The sequence below is a fragment of the Candidatus Pantoea deserta genome (assembly GCF_003813865.1).
GTDB classification, from domain to species: domain Bacteria; phylum Pseudomonadota; class Gammaproteobacteria; order Enterobacterales; family Enterobacteriaceae; genus Pantoea; species Pantoea deserta.
This window is the reverse complement of record NZ_RMVG01000032.1, coordinates 1-17,941: the sequence shown is the minus strand read 5'-3', so window position 1 is coordinate 17,941 and position 17,941 is coordinate 1. Positions and strand designations below refer to the sequence as shown.

The 17,941-nt window shown below is 53.3% G+C and carries 21 protein-coding genes and 1 riboswitch; of the genes, 8 read left to right on the top strand and 13 right to left on the bottom strand.

The window, feature by feature from the left end; all coding sequences use genetic code 11:
- Positions 1 to 655 precede the first annotated feature (655 nt).
- Positions 656 to 1,252 (bottom strand): DUF2913 family protein, encoded by a 597-nt coding sequence (locus BBB56_RS22575; protein WP_123803137.1) that lies wholly within the window; start codon positions 1,250 to 1,252, stop codon positions 656 to 658.
- Between the two features lie 134 nt (positions 1,253 to 1,386).
- On the opposite strand from BBB56_RS22575, the gene BBB56_RS22570 reads away from it, so the two are divergent.
- Both BBB56_RS22570 and BBB56_RS22565 read left to right on the top strand, forming a co-directional pair.
- The gene (locus tag BBB56_RS22570) at positions 1,387 to 2,340 is read left to right on the top strand and encodes an Rpn family recombination-promoting nuclease/putative transposase (protein ID WP_123803136.1); all 954 of its coding nucleotides are present in this window, start codon (positions 1,387 to 1,389) and stop codon (positions 2,338 to 2,340) included.
- A 77-nt stretch (positions 2,341 to 2,417) separates the two neighbouring features.
- Positions 2,418 to 2,639, top strand: coding sequence for a hypothetical protein (locus tag BBB56_RS22565; protein WP_123803135.1), 222 nt, complete (start codon positions 2,418 to 2,420; stop codon positions 2,637 to 2,639).
- A gap of 159 nt (positions 2,640 to 2,798) precedes the next feature.
- Here BBB56_RS22565 and BBB56_RS22560 read toward each other — a convergent pair whose 3' ends face one another.
- The 3 genes from BBB56_RS22560 to BBB56_RS22550 all read right to left on the bottom strand — a co-directional run bounded on the left by BBB56_RS22560 (position 2,799) and on the right by BBB56_RS22550 (position 5,076).
- Positions 2,799 to 3,662: an NAD(P)-dependent oxidoreductase gene (locus BBB56_RS22560; protein ID WP_123803134.1), complete on the bottom strand. Its 864-nt coding sequence runs from the start codon at positions 3,660 to 3,662 to the stop codon at positions 2,799 to 2,801.
- Between the two features lie 83 nt (positions 3,663 to 3,745).
- Positions 3,746 to 4,756, bottom strand: a complete 1,011-nt coding sequence (locus BBB56_RS22555; protein WP_123803133.1) for an alpha/beta hydrolase — start codon at positions 4,754 to 4,756, stop codon at positions 3,746 to 3,748.
- Between the two features lie 14 nt (positions 4,757 to 4,770).
- Entirely contained in the window at positions 4,771 to 5,076 is a 306-nt protein-coding gene (locus BBB56_RS22550) for an EthD family reductase (protein WP_123803132.1), read from the bottom strand.
- Between the two features lie 364 nt (positions 5,077 to 5,440).
- Between BBB56_RS22550 and BBB56_RS22545 the strand changes: the two genes are divergently transcribed.
- On the top strand, positions 5,441 to 6,052 hold the full coding sequence (locus tag BBB56_RS22545) for a TetR/AcrR family transcriptional regulator (RefSeq protein ID WP_199756295.1): 612 nt from the start codon (positions 5,441 to 5,443) through the stop codon (positions 6,050 to 6,052).
- 182 nt (positions 6,053 to 6,234) lie between these two features.
- Here the strand turns inward: BBB56_RS22545 and BBB56_RS22540 are convergent, their stop codons facing one another.
- On the bottom strand, positions 6,235 to 7,182 hold the full coding sequence (locus tag BBB56_RS22540) for an alpha/beta hydrolase (RefSeq protein ID WP_123803130.1): 948 nt from the start codon (positions 7,180 to 7,182) through the stop codon (positions 6,235 to 6,237).
- Positions 7,183 to 7,267: 85 nt separating this feature from the next.
- Between BBB56_RS22540 and BBB56_RS22535 the strand changes: the two genes are divergently transcribed.
- Positions 7,268 to 8,242 (top strand): GlxA family transcriptional regulator, encoded by a 975-nt coding sequence (locus tag BBB56_RS22535; protein WP_123803129.1) that lies wholly within the window; start codon positions 7,268 to 7,270, stop codon positions 8,240 to 8,242.
- Between the two features lie 648 nt (positions 8,243 to 8,890).
- On the opposite strand, the gene BBB56_RS22530 is transcribed toward BBB56_RS22535, so the two are convergent.
- Positions 8,891 to 9,658 (bottom strand): AraC family transcriptional regulator, encoded by a 768-nt coding sequence (locus BBB56_RS22530; protein ID WP_123803128.1) that lies wholly within the window; start codon positions 9,656 to 9,658, stop codon positions 8,891 to 8,893.
- 106 nt (positions 9,659 to 9,764) lie between these two features.
- Between BBB56_RS22530 and BBB56_RS22525 the strand changes: the two genes are divergently transcribed.
- Positions 9,765 to 10,553: a sulfite exporter TauE/SafE family protein gene (locus BBB56_RS22525; RefSeq protein ID WP_123803127.1), complete on the top strand. Its 789-nt coding sequence runs from the start codon at positions 9,765 to 9,767 to the stop codon at positions 10,551 to 10,553.
- Between the two features lie 255 nt (positions 10,554 to 10,808).
- On the opposite strand, the gene BBB56_RS22520 is transcribed toward BBB56_RS22525, so the two are convergent.
- Positions 10,809 to 11,330 (bottom strand): GNAT family N-acetyltransferase, encoded by a 522-nt coding sequence (locus BBB56_RS22520; protein WP_123803138.1) that lies wholly within the window; start codon positions 11,328 to 11,330, stop codon positions 10,809 to 10,811.
- A gap of 231 nt (positions 11,331 to 11,561) precedes the next feature.
- Positions 11,562 to 11,954 carry a VOC family protein gene (locus tag BBB56_RS22515; protein WP_123803126.1) on the bottom strand — a complete coding sequence of 131 codons (393 nt, stop codon included), beginning with the start codon at positions 11,952 to 11,954 and terminating at the stop codon, positions 11,562 to 11,564.
- A 279-nt stretch (positions 11,955 to 12,233) separates the two neighbouring features.
- On the opposite strand from BBB56_RS22515, the gene BBB56_RS22510 reads away from it, so the two are divergent.
- Together BBB56_RS22510 and BBB56_RS22505 are read left to right on the top strand one after the other, a co-directional pair.
- Positions 12,234 to 12,536, top strand: coding sequence for a hypothetical protein (locus tag BBB56_RS22510; protein ID WP_123803125.1), 303 nt, complete (start codon positions 12,234 to 12,236; stop codon positions 12,534 to 12,536).
- Between the two features lie 85 nt (positions 12,537 to 12,621).
- Positions 12,622 to 12,963, top strand: a complete 342-nt coding sequence (locus tag BBB56_RS22505; RefSeq protein ID WP_123803124.1) for a DHCW motif cupin fold protein — start codon at positions 12,622 to 12,624, stop codon at positions 12,961 to 12,963.
- Positions 12,964 to 13,563: 600 nt separating this feature from the next.
- Here the strand turns inward: BBB56_RS22505 and crcB are convergent.
- Genes crcB through BBB56_RS22475 form a run of 5 tightly spaced genes read right to left on the bottom strand, consistent with a single transcriptional unit; the run spans position 13,564 to position 17,312 of the window.
- Positions 13,564 to 13,938, bottom strand: a complete 375-nt coding sequence (gene crcB / locus BBB56_RS22495) for a fluoride efflux transporter CrcB (protein ID WP_123803123.1) — start codon at positions 13,936 to 13,938, stop codon at positions 13,564 to 13,566.
- Between the two features lie 11 nt (positions 13,939 to 13,949).
- Entirely contained in the window at positions 13,950 to 14,651 is a 702-nt protein-coding gene (locus BBB56_RS22490) for a 2,3-bisphosphoglycerate-dependent phosphoglycerate mutase (RefSeq protein WP_123803122.1), read from the bottom strand.
- Positions 14,652 to 14,676: 25 nt separating this feature from the next.
- Positions 14,677 to 15,966: a phosphopyruvate hydratase gene (gene eno, locus BBB56_RS22485; protein WP_123803121.1), complete on the bottom strand. Its 1,290-nt coding sequence runs from the start codon at positions 15,964 to 15,966 to the stop codon at positions 14,677 to 14,679.
- Between the two features lie 15 nt (positions 15,967 to 15,981).
- Complete coding sequence (locus BBB56_RS22480) at positions 15,982 to 16,407, bottom strand: universal stress protein (protein ID WP_123803120.1); 426 nt, start codon at positions 16,405 to 16,407, stop codon at positions 15,982 to 15,984.
- Positions 16,404 to 17,312, bottom strand: a complete 909-nt coding sequence (locus tag BBB56_RS22475) for a DHHA2 domain-containing protein (RefSeq protein ID WP_123803119.1) — start codon at positions 17,310 to 17,312, stop codon at positions 16,404 to 16,406. The genes BBB56_RS22480 and BBB56_RS22475 overlap by 4 nt, the downstream gene beginning before the upstream one ends.
- A gap of 77 nt (positions 17,313 to 17,389) precedes the next feature.
- Positions 17,390 to 17,459: riboswitch (Fluoride riboswitch) on the bottom strand.
- A 236-nt stretch (positions 17,460 to 17,695) separates the two neighbouring features.
- On the opposite strand from BBB56_RS22475, the gene BBB56_RS22470 reads away from it, so the two are divergent.
- Complete coding sequence (locus BBB56_RS22470) at positions 17,696 to 17,908, top strand: hypothetical protein (protein WP_123803118.1); 213 nt, start codon at positions 17,696 to 17,698, stop codon at positions 17,906 to 17,908.
- Positions 17,909 to 17,941 lie beyond the last annotated feature (33 nt).

The following is a 17,941-nucleotide window of genomic DNA, read 5'->3' as shown; positions in this document are numbered from 1 at the left end:
ACCTACCTGCCTACCTGCCCCCATAGATACAGGATCATTAAGTATAATCCTGACTTAATATAATTGGCGTTATATAAAGTCAGGATCCGGTTCAGGATCCTTGCAGGCAGCTGACCTGCTCATCCTGCGAAAAGGTGTACATAAAACGGGCAATGCTACGTGAATTCTGAGAAAAAAGCAGAGGGTTACCCCGCCAGAATTCACGTAGCGTCGCCAGTGCGTTTTGGGTTAAGACTTGCCCGGTTTAAGGGGATTAGCATAGGCGGTCGGCTGCGAAAATCCTGGAAAGAAGCGATATCGTTTAGCTTTGACAGGTTTTTATGACCATAGTCGTTCTTTGCTCATTTGATATCAGCGACCAGGTATGATGTGGAATGGTGGCCGCTGGCTTTAAGATTACAAACTGTATTTCTGTCAGGTAGCGCCAACCTGTCTGCATGCTGAACAGTTCTGCCTACAGGAATCGTAGCGCGCCTGACCATAATATGCACTCCACACCTGTCAGGAAGTTACGCCGTAACGTAAGACTAATGCGTTATGCTTCCCTCAGTAGCTTATCTCTCAGTAAGATACTATCCACTGTAATCAGTAAGTTTCGTTTTATTGAGCTATCTTAAGCTTTATCCAGCACGTCCGTTTCTATGCATGGATTGATTTATCTATTGTTTTCAGTGGTTAGCGTGAAAAGGTTTTTGAAATCCTCATTGCGCTCTGCAACAAGCTTCCATCCACAGCGGTCAAAGAGCTGCTCAAGGCCAGCCACGCTCCCTGTGAGGCGCGCCATCAGTGGTTTTACCTGACGGCCTTCGGGGTCAAACGCCTCAGCCAGACTAATTTGCGAGACATAGATGCCGTTTACACTGGAATTCAGGTTTATTGCGTAACGTCCCGACCACTCTCTGTCAGTGAGCAACCGGTAAATCCAGCCCATATCTTTTGCGGCTTCCATTACGAAGGTAAGGCGACCGAGAGCATTCTGTTCAGTAAGCGTCCCGGAACATGACTGCCACAGATAGTCCAGCTTGCCGGCCAGCTGCGCTTTGACGCCATACTGGCGACCCTGTTTCAGCAACCAGTCAATATCGGGAGCGACATCACGAGAGAAGCGACGCTGCTTCTGAGCAGAAGCCAGCCAGCGCGTGAGAAAGAGATTTTCCTGAGCGGCAGAACGTACTGTTCCGTCTTTTCGGGCCAGAGCCAGTGCGATCAGAGCGCACCAGGCCAGATGGCCAGACTTTTCTGTTAAAGGCACTACATTTTTCCCCGTAAACGTACAGAGCGGTTATTCTAACGCAAACAGTTGCGAACATCTGATAAGAGTGGTTCCTCGCACAGCGCTTCTGCTGTCATGGTATTATATTCGCGTCATTTTATGAGTCAGCACGGATGAAGAAGAAAAACAGCACGCCCACGCCTCACGATGCGACTTTCAGACAGTTTCTCACGCAGCCGGAGATTGCCCGGGACTTTATGGAGCTTCACCTTCCGGCAGAGCTGCGCGCGCTCTGCGACCTCAGCACCCTGAAGCTGGAGTCCGGCTCCTTCGTTGAGGATGACCTGCGGCAGTACTTCAGCGACGTCCTTTACAGTCTGAAGACTACCGCCGGAGACGGCTACGTTCACGTGCTCATCGAGCACCAGTCTTCCCCGGACCGTCATATGGCCTTTCGCCTGATGCGCTATGCGGTAGCGGCCATGCAGCGCCATCTTGAGGCCGGTCACAGGAAGCTGCCGCTGGTGATACCCGTGCTGTTTTATACCGGAAAACGCAGCCCGTATCCGTACTCCACCCGCTGGCTGGATGAGTTCGACGATCCGGCAGTGGCTGAGAAGCTATATGGAAGCGCCTTTCCTCTGACAGACATTACCGTTATCCCTGACGATGACATCATGAACCATCGCAGCATGGCGGCGCTCACCCTGTTGCAAAAGCACATCCATCAGCGTGACATGGCTACTCTGACCGATCGGCTGGCTACGCTGCTGATGGCGGACTATCTTTCTTCATCTCAGGTGACAGTGCTGATACACTATTTACTACAGGCGGGAGAGTCGGCCGACTCCGAAGCCTTCGTTCGCGAACTGGCACAGCGTGTGCCGCAACACGGAGACGCACTCATGACCATCGCACAGCAGCTCGAGCAGAAGGGCATTGAGAAAGGACGCATGGAAGGACGCCAGGAAGGGATCCAGCTTGGCGAGCAGCGAGGTATTGAAAAGGGCGAGCGCGAAGCAACCCTTAAAATTGCGCGAACCATGCTGCAGAATGGCCTTGACCAGAGTACCGTCATGCAGATGACCGGCCTGACGGAAGATGAGCTGGCGCAAATTCATCACTGAGCAGCCCAGCCATTTTCGAGCGATTTTTCAGATATCCAGATACACCTTCTGATGCACCCGGTTCCTTTCGAGAGTAGATGTCTCAAAAATTTCAGAAAATGTTCTTCGCTGTCTTTTCTTTCCAGCCTGGCAGGAATGTGATCACCGGCGATAACGAGTCCGTCAAGAGCAGTATGCTGCTGGCGCTGGACCTGGTACTGAGCGACAGCCGACATCGGGTTGAATCGCTGGGCATAAAGGCATTGCTTTCTCAGCAAGCATATCCAGGCCAGGCCTCTGCATTTAGCTATTATGTGTAACGTTCGTTTAACGCGAATTATGCTAAATGAAATTAACTCCAGTACATCAATGCCCAGGCTGGCGCAGCGGTTGAGCTTTTTAAGAGATACGCAGACATCTGACAGCGCCAGGCGCTATACAGGAAAAACGCTCTGTAAGTGCCTGATCGGTTATAAAGCTTATATAGAGCGTTGTATGGAAAAGCGTAAAGTATACTCCGCCATAATCGACCAGTCTCTCTGGCTGCCTCCCGCCTCTACAGCCCTTTTCATCTGCTGATGTACAGCCTCAAGCACAGGTAATTCAGCCTCCATATCAGCGGCAGCCTGTTTCGCCAGACGCAAATCTTTCAGACCCAGAGTGGCTTTAAAACCGGGCTCATACACCCTTCTGACAATATTGTCTGAGTAAACCTGATAACTACGACTGCCAAACAGTGTATTGAGAATGAGGTCAAAGAATCGCTCACGCGCCAGTCCGTTGGCTTCCGTGATAACCACCGCTTCAGCCATCGCCTCAATGGCCATGGTAATCATCATATTGCATGCGATTTTCGCTGCAAATGCAGCAGCAGGCGTGTCGCCCATATGCCAGATTCGTTTACTTATCACCTTCAGGATTTGCTCTGCTTTCTTCAGTACATCGGTTGCTCCGCCCGCCAGTACGTTCAGTTCACCACGAGCCGCGACATCCGGGCGTCCAAGCACCGGGGCCGCAATCCAGGCAATGCGGGCATTGCGATGGTGCGTGTCGAGTTCATGTGAGAACGTAACCGAGACAGTCGAAACGATAATATGGACCAGTCCCGGGTTGGCCTGATGCAGTAAGCCACTCTCAATAATGACTTCCCGTATCGCTGCATCGTCGGATAAGAGCGTTAGCGTAATGTCGCCCTCCATTGCCTGATCGGGCGTATTAACTGATGTGACGCCGGCAATTTCCTTACCTGAACGGCTCCAGGCATACACCGAATGCCCTGCCGTCACTAACTGCTGAGCGACAGCACTTCCCATCGCCCCCAGGCCGATAATACCGATATTCATAATATGACCCTGTAAACGGCGCTGACCGAAATCAGCGCATGTTAAGATTGATAACTGAAATCTGCCGTCAGTCACATGCCCTGTTATTCATTAACGGGCATACGGCTGTGGAGCCATTCCAGAACGGGGGCAAGCGCTTCATCAGAGTTTTTTTCGTATATCAGTCCATGACCATTGCCATACACGCCATGCTCTGGCAGATGCAGAAGTTCGGCTGACGCGCCGGCGGCGTTCAGGAAAGCGGCTGTAGGTGGACTTGCGGCGGCGAACGCTGAGGCCTCAGCGGTTACAATAAGTACCGGTTTATCAGCCATCGAAGGCAACCGATAGCTGCCTGATGCTCTGCGATGCAGATCTTCAGGACTTTCGATTAGCGGCTCAAATTTCAGGGGCGCCGCAGCGGGTCCCCAGCTCATCACTCCAATATTCGGTATTTCCGCAAAAGGAGGCCCCATGGGTTCAACAGCGACGATCATTTTCACCAGTTCTGGACGACGGTCAGCAGTCAGCCAGCCATCCGGGCCGGAAGCGGAGTGCGTAACCAGAATCGCCGGACCAATAAGGTCAAGCAACGCAGCCATCCGGTCTGCGTCCATTGTCTGAGACAGCGCCAGATCGGCCGGGAGTGGGCCGTAACCGGCGATAAATTCATCCATGGCCGCGCTGTCTTCCGCAGCAAAAGGCCACTGAGTGTGTCGTTCATCGGTTCCCGGGAAATAAATTTGCTGTCCCCCTTCGTAAGAAAAGGCCGGCCCCATCTCTCCTGTCGTCTCTACGTGAAACGGCGATCGTCCATGTCCCGGCCGGTCAACAACCAGTACAGCGTATCCTTCTTCGACGAAGCGCTGAGCCCAGCCGGGTCTGCCATCCGGCGTATCAAACCATTCCGTTCCCTGAAAACCACCTCCGTGCATCAGTACGACGGGATAAGGGCGGCTGATCTCTTTTGGCGCTTCCCATTCCACATACATCGGTCCGCGTTGATAGGTCAGCCCGTTTTGCTCGATGCGTTCACCCGGGATCCAGAAATGTCCTCGGCGGAGGGTGCGTACGGGGGCACTGTGCCATGGCAGAAAATGCGGGTTTTGCTGCATGCTGTATTCCTTGTTTAAAGTGGGATTGCGCGTAAACGGACAGGAACGATACGGGTAAACTGAACGACATCTTTCATGACTGCTGAAGCCTCTGGCGAGTCGAAAGCGGCACTTATCGCCATATCGTCCCGGAAAACGCACTCGCAGATGGCAATCGTTCCAGACTGACTCATTTCAGGGTAAAACACCGAAAGGCTTAACAATCCGTATCGTGTGAATGACGCCTTAACCAGAGGAAGGTGCTTCTTCGCGTAATAGCTGCGATCGAAGTGTGCGTCCTGGTCTCCCTGATACGTTACATATAGCGTTACCGGGTTCATTGGTTTCACCTTTTCATTAAAATCCGCACCACACATTTTTGTGCATTCGACAGTTATTCCTGCTGAATGCGGCTTTCTGCATAGCGTATGAGCGCGGATAACTTAAGCCTTTAATTTCAGGAAGAAGTTTCCGCGCTGATAGTTTTCTCTGCCGCTCAGCTATGCTGCGTCACGACATGATATGTATCAATTGGTATATAAGTGAGCGAGCAACAAGGAGGTTTCATTATCCTTCTATGCGCGCTCAACATACTTAACTTACTAATATACCGATCGATACATTATTTATTGCGGGCGCCGTTGTCAACGATATATGTATCGTTTAGTATATTTGTTATTACCCCTGCGTCTGATGGAGAAAATGATGAGCAATATGGGCCGACCAAGGACGTTTGACAGAGATAAGGCGATTGAGAATGCCATGTATCTGTTCTGGCAGTACGGCTATGAGTCTACTTCGCTTTCCCAGCTCAAGGCTGGTATCGGCAATGGGATATCCGCTCCCAGTTTTTATGCCGCGTTTGGCTCAAAAGAGGCCCTGTTCAGGGAGTGTGTGCAGCGCTACCTCTCTACTTTTGGCAAGGTAACGGCATTTCTCTGGGATAACTCGCTTCCTCCGCGCGAAGCGCTGGAAAAAACTTTGCGAAATTCGGCTCAGATGCAGTGTGAGGATGGACACCCTTCCGGCTGTATGGTCGGTTTAGGTGCTTTAAGTGCAACTTCTGCTGAACATGCCGCAGCGGCTGAACCTCTGACGCGTTCACGCATTCGAACCCGTGAGGGGATCGCTGCGACAATTCAGCGTGCTGTCGACAGTGGAGAGCTCGGTAAAGAGGTCGACGTTATGGCTTTGTCGACATCTTTCAGTACCTTTTTGTTCGGCTTATCCATCCAGGCCCGGGATGGCGCGACGACTGAGGAACTAAACGCTGCTGTTTCCCAGATAATGCGGTTATGGGACGCCAGCAAGGCGTAACGATCTCATGAACTGACAGCACGTTACGGCCTTAAAATTCCTGGTCTTTTTAAGTCTGCTGCTTTAGTGCATAACGACATTCAGGGTTACGGGCGGGGAGTTTCCTTCAGAGGGCGCTCCCTTTCCGCCGTCCTGTTGAGATAATTTGGTGTGAATATAAAAAATAAAAGCAAATTATCTTATCAGGCAATCATTCTTTTGATTGCCCTGCTTCGTAAATCAAAAGCCTGACGGGCAGCGTCAGAGGTCGGTGCCAGAAGTTCGAAACCGTGATTCACCCCTGAGAACAGATGAAATTCAACCTGCACGGCTGCCCGTAATGCTTTATGGATCCATTCCAGATTTTCACGGCGGAATAAATCGAGTTCTCCTACGTCCATGTAAACCGGAGCCAGCCCGGCATAATTCACCGCGCTGGCCGGGCTGATGGCGTAAAGCCGGGATTCAGGGATCTCGTCGCCGAGTCGGGCAGCCCAGGCGGTTTTTGCCTCTTCTGCCGTCACGGAAAGGTAAGGTGTCAGCTCAGGCACTTCAGACGCTGTTCTGTGATCGAGCATTGGATAGACCATAACCAGCCCCGCAAGCTTTATCTCTCTGTCCCGGGCCAAAAGCGCGGCGGATGCGGCAATGCCGCCACCGCCACTGTCCCCCATCAGAACAATGCGTTCAGGGTCGATTCCCAGTTCTTCGCTGTTCGCCTGCAACCAGCTAATGGCTGAAATCACCTGCTCTGTCTGAGTCAGTCCCGGGGTTTCAGGAGCCAGGCCGTATTCCAGAGAAATAAAGTCAACATTGCTCTGGTAAGCATAGGCGCGCACCAGTCTGTCATAGAGTTCAACGCTTCCTGCAACACCGCCGCCACCGTGAACATACAATACCACCCCCCGGGAGAATGCATCGTCCGGCGAGTACCGTCTAGCCTGCAGCATCTGTGTCTGAAAAGGAATGTGTAATTCAACCGTCCTTAACCCTTCCTGAAAAGGGAACTGTAGATTGACCAGCTTGTAAAGCTCATTTGCCCGGCGGCGCCAGCCTGACGGATCGCCGGGAGTAAATTCCGGGAAAGCAGCAAGTTGCGGCTGAAGCGAATTTAGCTGTTCGTGAAGCTGTTTATCGATTACGTAACTCATCTGAAATCCTCATTTTTTGTTTACGCGACCGATTATGGTGCACTATCATTCCGTCTCAAATGACATAAAAAGGTTCTTTTAGGACATGCTGAAATCGATTGGCTTTCTGATCTTTCCCGACTTCAATCTGCTCGATTTGAGCGGTCCGCTTTGTGTGTTTGAAACAGCCAATAATCAGCTGGCGCCCGAAAACCATTACAGGCTGGAAATCTGTGGGGTATCTGAGGGGGAAGTACGCAGCTCTACCGGCGTACAGTTACATGTGGATGCTTTCAGAGGAAAAACGTTCGATACGCTAATCGTGGTTGGCGGGAAAGGCGTGGATGCGGCCAGTCGAGATCCGGATGTATTGTCTCTCTTCAGGGATCGGGTGGCGTCACGGTACGTTTCTGTCTGTACCGGGGCATTTATCCTGGCGGCCGCCGGAAAACTGGCGGGTAAAAAGGCTACCACCCACTGGGCACGAGCGTCTGAGCTGAAAAGGCTTCAGCCTGATATCACGCTTTTGGCCGATGAGATTGTGGTTGAGGATGGCGATGTCTGGTCATCAGCTGGCGCTACGGCAGGTATGGACATTGCTCTTGCGCTGGTGGAAGCGGAACACGGTAAACAGCTTACGCATCTGATAACGCGAATTTTGCTTATTCCTCACCGCAGAACCCGTGGCCAGATGCAGTTTATGAATTTACAGGCAATCACTCCACCGCCACCGAGACTGCAGAAAATACTGGATTACATCAATCAGAATTTAAAGAAGGACCTGAGTGTTCCCGTGCTGGCCGAACACGCTTTTCTCAGTCCAAGACAGCTTTCACGGGAATTTTTAACGCATACCGGGCTTTCACCGGCGCGTGTGGTTGAAAATATGCGTCTGGAGTTTGCCAGAAGCAGGATTGAGAATACGAACCAGCCCTTATCTTTTATTGCCAGGGAAAGCGGGTTCTCTGATACAGCCCTTATGCGAAAAGCGTTTCGGCGCAGCCTGAACGTATCGCCCAGGGACATGAGAAGAAAAGGCACAGAGGAAGACTGCTTATCAGATACCCATCTGGATCTTTAGAAATGCTGCTACACCCGCTTGTCAGATGTAGACGACATGTTGCAGGCTTGTCGCAGGACACATCACGAGGCATATCCCATTTAACAAAAGCTCCTGCTGCCCACGCATCTGCCGAGACGGCAAAACCGTTTGGCTGTATCGTTATGATACCGTGAAGCGCGATTGTCAGGTTTGAATGTTAGGAACCAACGATGAGTTGTCCGATTTGTTCGGCGGTATGCAGGATGCTGAATCGGTACGAGCGAGCCTATCAGATTTTGTAGTAAACCGTTTTAGGTTCGCAAATAAGCATGCGATCTCTGATTAGCATAAATACCGTCGTTACTTAATTCATAATAATATCATACTGGCCCTCCCCAGCTCCCCAGCTCCCCAGCTCCCCAGCGTCAGCCCCACTCCGCTAACCAGCAGAGGCGGCGTTTAAAGCCTTACGGCTGGGGTCAGATAGCAACGGTCAGGGCAACCTGTGAGCTGGCTGACAGTCTGCTATTGGCACAACGCGGATGTTATTGTTCCAGCATTGCTTCTTTACCCTGGCTATACAGCGCTTATTCTACCTTCAAAACAGCAACTGCCATGCGTCTGTTCAGTCAATGGCGCAGGGAAGCTTACAGGCCTGACCTGGTAGCAGCAGGCAAAGCCCCCCTGTTAAGTCGGGTGATAAAATGAAGGTGGCTGGCCTGTAACCCGACGGAACATCGTCGCGAAGGAGGAGCCATTGTCATAGCCGAGCGACAACGCGACTTCATTCACCGGTGTGCCCGTTAGCAGCAATGCCAGCGCGCTGACCACACAGGCTCGCTGACGCCAGGCGGAAAACGACATGCCGGTTTGCTGCCGGAAATGGCGACGAAATGTGCTGCCGCTCATAAACAGCGCGCTGGCCCAGCGTTCGGCCGGATCATGGATGGCTGGCGCGCGTAAAAAAGCCTGACATAGGGCTAACAGCGCGGGCTGCTGCGGCAAAGGGATCTCGAACTCGCGCACCGGCATTGCCGCCAGTTCAAGCAGCATCAAATCTGTCAGCGCCCGATCGCGTACACTGTCATAGCGCGGCGGCAAGTCTACAGCCTCCAGCAGTAGCTGCCGCAACAGCGGCGATACGGCAATCACTTCGCAACGGCTGATGTTACGCAGTCTGACCGCGCATGCGGGTTCGATATACAGGCTACGCGTAGTGACGCTCGCAAACTTGACGGCATGCAGGGTTTCGGGGGGGATCCATACCGCATGCTGGGGCGGCACCACCCATTCCCCGTCACGGGTTGAAACGTGCATCAGGCCGGTTGCGCCATACAGAAGCTGCGCGCGGCGGTGCTGGTGTTGCGGCAGGACAAATCCCTGCGCATAGTCGTTGCCGAGCGCCACAACCTCGCGATCCAGCCGATCGAAATCGTCAATTTTTCCGTTTCGCACATCCACCCCCATCTGACCAGTTTGCAAGGGTAATTGAGCGCTGCGCCAATGGGAAGCGGGGCGCTGGCGCGATAAGCTGCTGCCTTGTTTGCAAGGGGACACTTCTTTGAACGATTTGATGATTATCGCAATGGCCGGCTTTACTACCGGCATAACCACTGTCCTTTTTGGCTTCGGCGGCGGCTTTGTGGTGGTGCCCTTTGTTTACCAGTTGCTGGTGCGGCAGCCGCAGCTGGCAGGCAATGCAATGCATATTGCCGTGGCCACATCGACAGCGGTGATGATTTTCAACGCGGGCTGGGTTAGCTACCAAAACTGGCGCGCGGGCAGGCTTTCTTCATCCGTCTTGTTCCCGCTGCTGTGGTTTATTGTCATGGGCGCGGTGGCCGGTTCGTGGCTGGCGGGAATATTGAGCGAGGCGCTGGTTCGCGCGCTTTTTATCCTTTATATGCTGGCGACGATTGGGGACTGCATGTTGCGCAAAGGCTTCTTCAGCAGCACCGCGCCGCGTCGTTTATCACTTTTAACGGTCACCGTTGGCGGTATGCTAATCGGCATGATTGCCGCAATGCTGGGCGTGGGCGGCAGCGTAATGACGGTGCCGCTGTTGCGACGACACGGCCATGCGATGCGCGAATGTATTAGCGCGTCCAACCCACTTTCCCTGCCGGTGGCGCTGTGCGGTGCGGTGACCTATGCGATAAGCGGCTGGCATAAAATTCCGACAGGCGGCTTTGTGGGTTTTATCAGCCTGAAAATCCTGGGCTTGCTCCTGGTGACCGGCTGGGCAGGTATTGTGTTCAGTCGCCGGGCAATCCCCGCCGTCTCGGATGTCTGGCACGCGCGAATCTACGTGATGCTGCTGTGCATGGTGCTGATGGCGATATTGCTTTAGGCAAACCCTGTTTTGCGAATTCGATTGCTGCTACGAAAGCAATATCTGTATGAACATCCGTTTCTGGAACAAAGCGGACTGGCGTCAGGCCAATGTCCGCTATGAGCGAAAAACGGGCGTTCCGTTTGCAACAGGGGTCAAAAGAGCTTCGAAAGGAAAGTGCCAGTCAGATTCTTACTAACCAGAAGCGACGAAGACCTTTAAAGGCTAATTCCTCCAGTGACCCGTTTAAATTTGCATTTATGGTTTAATTAACTACTGGCGTACCAGCATGCGTACCTGCTTACCGCGATAGTTGACATAATCTCGAAAGTGGAAACCAAAACGCTCAGCCAGATGACTGGAACGCTTATTTTCTTCGTCAATGATGCAGCACACTGGAGAGGAAAAAGTCTGGTCCGCCCATAGTAAAACTGTGGCCAGTGCTTCAGACGCATAACCGTTGCCACGAACCTCAGGAATCAACGTCCATCCAGCTTCAGGGTATTTTAATTCAGGAGTGATATCACGATGAGCATCCTGGAAACCAATCGAACCAGCATAACGACCTGTTGTTTTCTCAAAAACTGCCCAATAGCCGTATCCTAACGCGTGCCAGTGCCCGATATAACGTAATAAGCGGGTCCAAACCATTTCTGCCGTTGGATTCTCACCGCCATTGATTTTAGCCATTTCAGGAGTGCTCCAGCACGCCATAAGCGCTGGAAAATCATCGAGCGTAAATTGCTTTAAAATCAGTCGTTCTGTTTCAAGTCGAGGCGCTTGCTGAGCAGTCATCATTTCCCCTGGTTTTAGCATATTTGATGTGGCTGTTTTACCACCATGCACGGTTCTTCTTTCAAGGGCAATCTAACTGTACCAACGTCCGCTTCTGGCACAGAGCGGACATACGTGCAGGCCAACGTCCGCTATGAGCGAAAAGCGGACGTCAAACCTATGGGGTAGGGATGTTATGCCACATTAGACATAACATTCCTGTTGCGATCCGACTGCAGTCAAGGGAGAAAGCTATACAACGCTCTCCAATAGCTGCTTTGCCTGAAGGTATTCGTAGCTGGTCAGCTCAATCTTATTATCGCTAAGATCGTGAAAGTACATGGACATAGATACATCGTGATCGCATACAGTAAACGGGATGCCTTTGGCGTTGAGAGCAGGCATAAGACTGAGAAACGCAGCCGCTTCTACTGCGAAAGCCACCGTATGGCCGGGGTGCTGATTTTTCCTGAGAAACAGGGAAAGTGATGCGCCGTTATTTCTGATAACCAGCGGCCCTCCCTGCTCAAACCAGAAGTACAGCGAGTCATCGCGGGAAAAGCTAAGAACCTCTTGGTACCAGCGTTCTGCCAGTTCAATGTTATCGACGTATACGTGTATGTGGTCAATCTTCGTTATCTTCACAGTAACCTCCCTGATTGTTATTACCAAAGAGCCTCTCTCAGTCATTTTTGATAAACAACCCACCAAGCACATGACAACACTCGATTTACCATAAGATCATCATCGATGACGGCTTCCGATATTTAACGTAGAAGTTCGTTTACAACGTCCGCTTCCGGCACAAAGCGGACAAACGCGCAGGCCAGCATCCGCTATGAGCGAGAAGCGGACATTGATAACCTTTTTGCAGTTACTGAAAAATGCTAACGTAGCCTTAGGTTAGCCGTCAGGGAGCAAACTATGCTGATTGCATCGACACTTGAAAACAAGGAAAGGAAACGGTTTATGAAACTGAATTTTTACTGGGCATTACCACTGGTTGTCATGTTTGTTGGCTCAGTATTTTCATCGCAGTTTTCCAGCACCGCAGAGCTGACCTCGCCGCGTTTCCTGTTTCTGTATGGCAGTATGCTGCTCGCTGCCAGCACCCTTATTGGGTTTTCATTGAAAGGCCGTCTACTTCTGCCGGTGTGGACAGCGATAACTCTGATGCTGATCGTTTTAATCGGGTGGCCGGTCGTAAAAATGCTATTCGAAAATTAATTTTACGGGCGTGAACGTTATCCCCGCAGCGACAATCCTGTCTTGATGCGGGGATGAAATTCTTATTCACAAGGAGAGTAATAGAATGAAGATGGATGTATTTGCTTTTGGTACAACAGACTGGAATGAAGTCGAAAGAACAAAGCATCCGGGAGAAACTGGTGCCGCCTATTGGCGCACACAGTTCTTTGGTAATGAGCCCAATAAAATCCGTGTACGGATGGTTGAATATACTCCTGGCTACCTTGCGGATCATTGGTGTCAAAAAGGACACATCCTTTTTTGCCTGGAAGGTGAATTAGAAACAATGCTTGATGATGGGCGAAAATTCGTCTTGAAGGCAGGGATGAGCTATCAGGTTGGCGATAACGCTGAGCAACATCAGTCAAGCACTACTACGGGTGCAAAACTTTTTATTGTTGACTAGCTTTCTTGTAAGCCAGTTGCATCAACGTCCGCTTCTGGCACAAAGCGGACATTGTTAAAACAGCCTGATGGCCCCCTCCGGCTCCCGGGCGCTGCCGGGTCGCAAGCTTCAATTTCATCATTAACAGAACCGGGAAGTACTGCAGATACCTTTCCGTGCAGCTGATTACGTGAACAAACTGACATGTCGCTCTCCTCTATACAGAGATGTAATAACCCTCAAATTGTACATGAAAACGGGCCGCGCTATTTCTTCTTAGCTGTCTCTATCACGCCTTAAGACATTTGAGAAGCTTTAGTCAGAGTGAGTGTTGCACTTCGAAATCCAGCAAATCTTTTGGTTCGTCGTACTCGGTTCGGGTCTTTTAGCAGAGATAAACGATCCTCAGACGGATATTGTCATGTCCCAGAATGATCAGACGGCAGCGGATGAATGACATCATATTAGGGAGCCTGTCGTTTTCGGGATAATATTCTGCGAAAGCCCAGCCTGGTTTTACCCAAAAAAGTGCTCCTGAACATTTCCTGAAACTGTCTGTCCTCAGTGTGACGACCGCTACACTGAGGACTCCTTATGCGCTTAAAGAGCGTACTGTTAGGGCTAACCAGCCAGCGTCATTATATAAAAACCGGCTGCCGTCATGGCCAGAGAACCCAGTACGTGTATCAGCACCGAGGTGGCTGCCCATGCATAGTTGCCGGACTGCAGCAGGGCCAAGACCTCAGCCGAGAAAGTGGAAAAGGTTGTCATACCGCCACACAGTCCGGTGGTAATGAGCAGCCGCCAGGCCGGATCTAGGCCGGGGTGGCGCAGGAAATACGCCAGCGCTGCCCCGATAATGAATCCACCCAGCAGATTGACCAGCAGCGTGCCCGGCGGCAGGTCTGGGAAAAGCGCATTCAGGCGCGCGCCCAGCTGCCAGCGGATAACACACCCCAGAGCACCGCCGGTGATGACGGCAAAAAGCTGATTCACATTCTCTCCTTTTATTTTTTCATATTCAGAACATAACGGGACACGACCTGTGCGGCCGCATCCATTTCATACACAGCCGGAACACCGTTCGGGATATGCAGTTGTGTCACGCTGTCGTGCGTCATGCCGTGCAGAAAGGCTGTCAGGGCGCGCAGCGTGTTGCCATGCGCCACGATCAGGACGGTGCCCCCGCACAGCATCCGGGGTACTACAACGTGCTGCCAGTACGGCATGACGCGACGCAGCGTCATTTCCAGACTTTCCGCCGAAGGCAGGTCGGTCAGCGCAACGCGGCAATAGCGCCGGTCTCGACGCAGCTGCGCTGGTGCCTCAGCGTCCGCGGGCGGAATGCCGCTGAAGCTTTTGCGCCAGAGCCGGACGGTCTCTGCACCCATTAGTCGGGCAGCTTCGTCCTTGTTCAGCCCCTGCAACGCACCATAGTGCCGCTCGTTCAGCCGCCAGTTTTTTTCCACGGGCGTCCAGCTGCGGTCAAGACGGTCCAGTATCCGCCAGACCGTGTGAACACAGCGCATCATAACCGAGGTGAAAACCCGGTCGGGCAGCAGGCCCGCTGCTCGCAGCGCGTCACCTGCCCTGTCAGCCTCCTGACGCCCCCGGTCCGTCAGCGGCACGTCTGTCCATCCGGTGAAACGGTTTTCCTGATTCCACTGGCTTTCGCCGTGGCGCAGGAGAACCAGCGTTGAAGGTGCCATATGCAGTGCTCCTGTGCCGGAAGTGTTACGTGCGGCGCACAAACGCGTGAAGACCCGCGTAGCATGCATCGTCACCCAGCGCCTGCTCGATGCGCATCAGCTGGTTGTACTTTTCCACGCGTTCACCGCGGCACGGCGCGCCGGTTTTCAGGTGTCCCGCACGCAGGGCTACCGTCAGGTCGGCAAGGAACGTGTCCGTTGTTTCTCCGCTGCGGTGGGACATAAACGCGCCCCAGCCATGCAACTGGCATAGCGCCACGGCGTCCAGCGTTTCGCTGAGCGAACCTATCTGATTAAGCTTAATCAGCGCGGCACTGGCGAGATTTTCGTCAATACCGCGCTGGATGTACTTCACGTCGGTGACAAACAGATCATCGCCAACCAGCTCGGCCCGGCCTGCAAGCTGCTGGTGCAGATGCTTCCAGCCCGTCCAGTCGTCCTCGGCCAGGCCGTCTTCCAGTAGGATGACGGGGAACTGATCCATCAGCTCACCGTAGTACGCCGTCATTTCCGCCGCGCTCAGCGCGCTGCCCTCGGTGCGCAGATGATACTGCCCCTCTCTGAAGAACTCACTCGATGCGGGGTCCATGCAGATGCTGATGTCTTCTCCGGGCCGGTATCCTGCCTTCTCAATAGCCTGTACGATAAACGTAAGCGGGTCGCGATTAGACGATACTGCGGGGGCAAAACCGCCTTCGTCCCCGACTGCCGCCGACAGGTTTTTGTCCAGCAGGATCTGGCGCAGCGCATGGTAGACCTCACTGCCCTGGCGCACGGCCTCTTGCAGCGTGGGTGCTCCGTGTGGCGCTATCATGAATTCCTGAAAGTCCGCGCCCTGACCGCGGGCGTGCACGCCGCCGTTGATAATGTTCATGCACGGTACGGGCAGCAGGTTTGCCTGCAGGCCTCCCAGGTAGCGCCAGAGCGGCTCGTGCGAGGCCTTTGCCGCCAGCCGGGCCACCGCCAGCGACACGCCGAGAATGGCGTTCGCACCCAGGCGACTCTTATTCTCTGTACCGTCCAGCGCCAGCATGATGTTGTCCAGCTGCCGCTGTTCGCGCACGTCCCTGCCGCGCACGGCCTCGCAGATTTCTGTATTAACTGCCATGACGGCATCCAGTACGCCTTTGCCACCAAAGCGGCGGGCGTCGCCGTCGCGGCGTTCAGCCGCCTCACGCGACCCGGTACTGGCCCCGGAAGGCACCGAGGCGCGCGCCATCATCCCGTCCGAGGTACAGGCTTCCACTTCAACGGTAGGGTTGCCGCGCGAGTCAAGAATTTCACGGGCGGTCACATTATCCAGTTTAAATCGCATAGAATTTCTCCCGGTTCAGTCAGTCAGGTGAGTGATAAGCACATCCACCGTAAGGTGGTTGATGTATTCCGCCGAGCGGGAGGTCAGCATTCCCATAAAGCGGTTGCGGTGCCCGGCAAGCACGAGGTCCACGCCCAGCTTTGCGATGCACTTCTCCACGTCCTCAAAGCGGTGCATAGTCACCAGCTCCCGCGTATCGACCGTCTCAGGCACTGAGGCCGCCAGTTCGCTCAGAAACGCCTTGGCCTTCACCACCTCCTCCGATACGACGTCGTCCATCAGGCTGTCGGACACGTAGTTCATCTCCCGGTAATCGTCGCTGATGTGGGCCAGGGTGATTTTCATGCCGAGCGGCTGCGCCAGCGCGACCGCCCGTTTCAGCAGGAGGGTGCCGTCGTCTTTATCGTTCACAAGTATCAGTGCATGGGTGTAACAGGTCATAATGAACTCCCGTTCTGGTTAAGGCGGGACTCAAGCCAAGGCAGAAGCTGTTTTTTGCGGCTGAGCATGCCCGGTACGGAGCAGGAGGCCGCGTAAACGCTCTCCCGCCCGGCGAAGTAAAGAGAGGAAAAACTGGCACGGATGTCGGTCAGCATCAGTACCGCCAGGTCGGCACCAGACAGGTCTGCCATAGATGCCAGGGCAGCAAGCAAGTCGTCCATAACGGGGGCAACCTGTGACGGAGAGCTGACTTCAATCTGGCCGATGCGCACGTTGGTGCCGGCAATCACGAAGGCTTTGAGGTCCTTGTCCGGCAGCTGCTGTGCGCTGAGGCCTCTGACGTCAGTTTTTGCAGTAAGGAGGTCACGGGCAAAAGTTTTGCGGTTCACGCCGGACAGCACGCCCAGCTCGGTAGCCGAACGGATGTCGACTTCGGTCGCGGTGGGCGAGCGAAGATTCACGGTGTCGCTAAGGAGTGCGCCCAGCAGAAGAACGGCGAGCGTCGGGAGCAACGCGCGGTGCGCGTCCGCGTCCGTCAGAAGCCAGAGTAGCGTGGCGCTGCTGCCAGGCGGGCGTATGTGTGCCTCCGGTGGCAGTTGAGTTATCAGCCCGCCCAGCCGGTGGTGGTCAATGATGCCCACAATGTTGCTCCGGAGCAGGTCATCAGGCTCCTGCGCCGGCTCGGTGAAATCAACCAGCCAGACCCGTTCATTCTGTAGCGGGATATCGAGCCGAGGCGGCAGCGTGAGTCCGGCGACGTCAAAGATAAAGCGTGTTTCACGGTTAGCCTCGCCGAGGCGCCATGCGCGGGCATCCATGCCGCGCATGGACAGCCAGTGCGCCGTGACGACAGCCGTGCAGATGGCGTCACTGTCAGGATTGATATGGCCAAAAACGTGTATCACAGGTCCTCCCCGTAGAGGGAGGCACGCAGGTCGGGAAGAAATCAGGGACGGCCTGACGCACCTCCTGAAAATCAAGAGTCACATCAGGCGTCATCAGCTCCGGAACAGAGCGGTTGGGTAAGGTGGAACGCCATCACCCTAGCGGTTGAGTATAGAACCGGAGAGAAAACCTGTCAGCATTATTCTGACAGTATTCTCAGGCCGCCAGCGCAGCCCTGGACTCCGCATTTGGGCAGAATCAGTGGAACTTCTAAGGTATCGTCAGCAACATTCATTATCACCACACTTAGCGTAGGCAGCTATTTGTATAGCGAAATGATTGCACTCATGAATCGCTACGAGTTTAACAGATACCTCAGAGTCATTTAAGATGACTTAAAAAAATGCTGGCGATCGACAAACTTTCTCCTGAATCGTTCAAAATAGAAGTGGTCAAACAGATTATTGAACGCGGCCATTTGATTGCAAGCGTAGCCAGTCCATCAAAAAACTTATCACTTTCACTTCGCTGTTCAGATTCAAAAAAAGCCACGCTTGTGTACCAAATCATGATTATTTGGGGTGCGAAAACTCATTACATAAATACGCATAAGTAATCCCAATAAATAGCAATGCCGGTCTCTTACACA